Below are 2,541 nucleotides of genomic sequence, written 5' to 3'. Positions count from 1 at the left end.
GCCTGGTGGGTCGCCGGCGGCCTGGGCGTGGTCGGTGCCGGCGCGCTCGCCGCTGCACTGACTTCCTCGCCGAAGCCGGCCCCGGTCGAGCCGGCCACGCCGGTCGCGGCGGTGGCCCCCGCCAAGGGCAAGACAGCGCATGCCGCGAAGCCGGCCCCAGCCGCCACCACCACCGCGGCCGCCGACATCTGCGCGACCTGCGGCACCGTCGAGAGCGTGAAGACCGAGACCCGCAAGGGTGAAGGCACCGGCCTCGGCGCGGTCGCCGGCGGCGTGCTCGGCGGCGTCGTCGGCCACCAGATGGGCGGTGGCAACGGCAAGAAGGCGATGACGGTGCTCGGCGCCGTCGGCGGCGGCTTTGCCGGCCACGAGGTCGAGAAGCGCGCCCGCAGCACCACCGTCTACCAGGTGCGCCTGCGCATGGACGACGGCACGACCCGCACCGTCACGCAACAGACCGCTCCGGCGGTCGGCGGCCGCTTCGAGGTCGAAGGCAGCACGCTGAAGGCGATCCCGCTCCCGAAGGCTTGACGTGATGTCCCTGCTGCGCGCCGTTGCGACGGCCGCAGCGGCACTGGCCCTGTCCGGTGCCTGGGCCCAGGAGGTCGACTACACGCTGGGCGCCAGTTCGGCGCTGCTGGTGCGCGGCGTCGCGCTCGGCAATGCCAAGCCGGTGTTGCAGGCCGGCGTGGCGGTCGACACCGCCGACGGCTGGCTGGCGGGCATCGGGGTCGCGACGCTGCGGCCTTCCACCGACCAGGGCTGGACGACCCAGCTGTACGCCCGCGCCGGCCACGCGTTCCGCCTCGACGACGACTGGAGTGCGCAGCTCGCGGCGACGCACTATGCCTACCCGTTCGACGACTACCTGCGCAGCTTCGACCGCGACGAGTTCGGTGCGACGCTCGCCTGGCGCGACCGCGTGTTCGGCTCGGTCACCGCGCTGCGCCAGACCACCGCGTCGCCGAACGGCCACCGCGGCGGCTGGGCCGCCGACCTGGTGCTGCGCGAGCCGCTCGGCAAAGCGGGCAGCGTCTCTTTCGCGCTGGCGGCCGGGCTCGGCCACCAGGACCAGCAGCGCCGCGCCGGCTTCAGCTACGACTACGGGCATGTCGGCCTGAGCGGGCGCATCGGCAGCAACGTTCAATTCGAGCTGTCGCGCGTGGCGAGCGACCACCGGGCGCGCGAATGGTTCGGCGCGGCGGCCGACGCCCGCTGGGTCGGCAGCCTCGCGCTCGGTTTCTGATCGGCACCGAAAAATAGTTGCAACTTTCGCGGCGCTCGCGCGTACACACCGACATGCCGCTGCTTTCGCTGATCCGCGCCCGCCCCGCCGCCGCCCGCCTCGATGATGCGGACGAGGCCGTGCTGCTGCGCCGCATCGCCGACGGCGAACGCGCGGCGCTGGAGGCGCTGTACCGGGCCTACCACCGCCGCCTCGACCGTTTCCTGGCCCGGCTGACGCGCCGCGCCGACGTGGTCGAGGAGGTGATCAACGACACCTTCTGGATCGTCTGGCAGAAGGCCGGCGAGTTCCGCGGCGAGTCGCGCGTGTCGACCTGGATCCTCGGCATCGCGTGGCGCAGCGCGCTGAAGACGCTGCGCGAGCATGGCGAGGAGCCGGCCGAGGCGCCGGCCGATGAATCGGCCCACCAGTTGCATGCCCTCGACGACCCCCACGCCCGCCACGAGCTGGCCGACTGGGTCGCCAAGGGCATGCGCCGGCTCAACGCCGAGCAGCGCGCGACGATGGAGCTGGCCTACGGCGCCGGCCATTCGCTCGAGGAAGTGGCGCAGATCATGGACTGCGAGCTCAGCACCGTGAAGGCGCGCATGTTCCACGCCCGCGTCAAGCTGCGCCAAGTGCTGCCGATGCTGGCCGGCCTGTCGAAGGGGCGCCCCGCGGGACGCAAGGAGTACGACGATGAAGCATGACGCCGACGACGGTTCCACCGACCTGGCCTGGCAGCGTGCGCTGCGCCAGGCGCTGGCGCAGCCGCAGCCGCCGCTCACCGATGCCGACGCGGGGCTGAAGCGGCTGATGCGGCGCATCGACGAGGCCGACCCTGCGGCCGGATCCCAGGCAGAGCGCGCGCCGGCAGAGCGCCGCGTGCGCCGCCGCAGCGGCGGACCGCTGGTGCAGTGGCTCGTCGCCGCGGTCGTCGTCGAGGCGATCGGCCTGTCGGTGCTCGGCGCCGGGCTGCTGTGGCGCGACGCGGCACCGGCCTACCAGACGCTGTCGGCCCCGGCGGGCGAACCGGCCACCGTGGCGTTGCGCATCGTCCCGGCGCCGACGCTGCGGGCCGATGAACTGCAGGCCTTGCTGCGCGGGCTCGAGCTGCAGATCGTCAGCGGCCCGAATGCAGCCGGCGCCTATGGGCTTGCACTGCAGACGCGCGAGGCGAGTGCGCAGCAGGTGGCCGCCAAGGTCGCGGCGCTGCGGGCGGCGCCCGGCATGCGGCTGGTCGAGCCGGTCGGCGGCCCGCGATGATCCGCGCGCTGGCCGCGGCGTTCGCGGCAGCGGCGGGCCTGGTGCTGCTG

General features: G+C 73.9%; 4 protein-coding genes. All 4 read left to right on the top strand.

The features are described from left to right. Nucleotides 1-531: glycine zipper 2TM domain-containing protein (locus ACXJLU_RS33090; RefSeq protein ID WP_457337964.1), on the top strand; the 531-nt coding region annotated here is incomplete at its 5' end. Between the two features lie 4 nt (nt 532-535). Then, nucleotides 536-1,246: a hypothetical protein gene (locus ACXJLU_RS33085; RefSeq protein ID WP_457337963.1), complete on the top strand. Its 711-nt coding sequence runs from the start codon at nt 536-538 to the stop codon at nt 1,244-1,246. 53 nt (nt 1,247-1,299) lie between these two features. Beyond that, on the top strand, nt 1,300-1,935 hold the full coding sequence (locus tag ACXJLU_RS33080) for a sigma-70 family RNA polymerase sigma factor (RefSeq protein ID WP_457337962.1): 636 nt from the start codon (nt 1,300-1,302) through the stop codon (nt 1,933-1,935). Next, nucleotides 1,925-2,491 (top strand): hypothetical protein, encoded by a 567-nt coding sequence (locus tag ACXJLU_RS33075; protein ID WP_457337961.1) that lies wholly within the window; start codon nt 1,925-1,927, stop codon nt 2,489-2,491. The genes ACXJLU_RS33080 and ACXJLU_RS33075 overlap by 11 nt, the downstream gene beginning before the upstream one ends. Nucleotides 2,492-2,541 lie beyond the last annotated feature (50 nt).

This window comes from Rhizobacter sp. P5_C2 (assembly GCF_054049715.1).
This window is presented reverse-complemented; position numbering and strand designations above follow the sequence as displayed.

Coding starts and splice junctions, on each gene's coding strand:
- ACXJLU_RS33085 (WP_457337963.1), top strand. CDS start 536: ATGTCCCTGCTGCGCGCCGTTGCGACGGCCGCAGCGGCACTGGCCCTG.
- ACXJLU_RS33075 (WP_457337961.1), top strand. CDS start 1,925: ATGAAGCATGACGCCGACGACGGTTCCACCGACCTGGCCTGGCAGCGT.
- ACXJLU_RS33080 (WP_457337962.1), top strand. CDS start 1,300: ATGCCGCTGCTTTCGCTGATCCGCGCCCGCCCCGCCGCCGCCCGCCTC.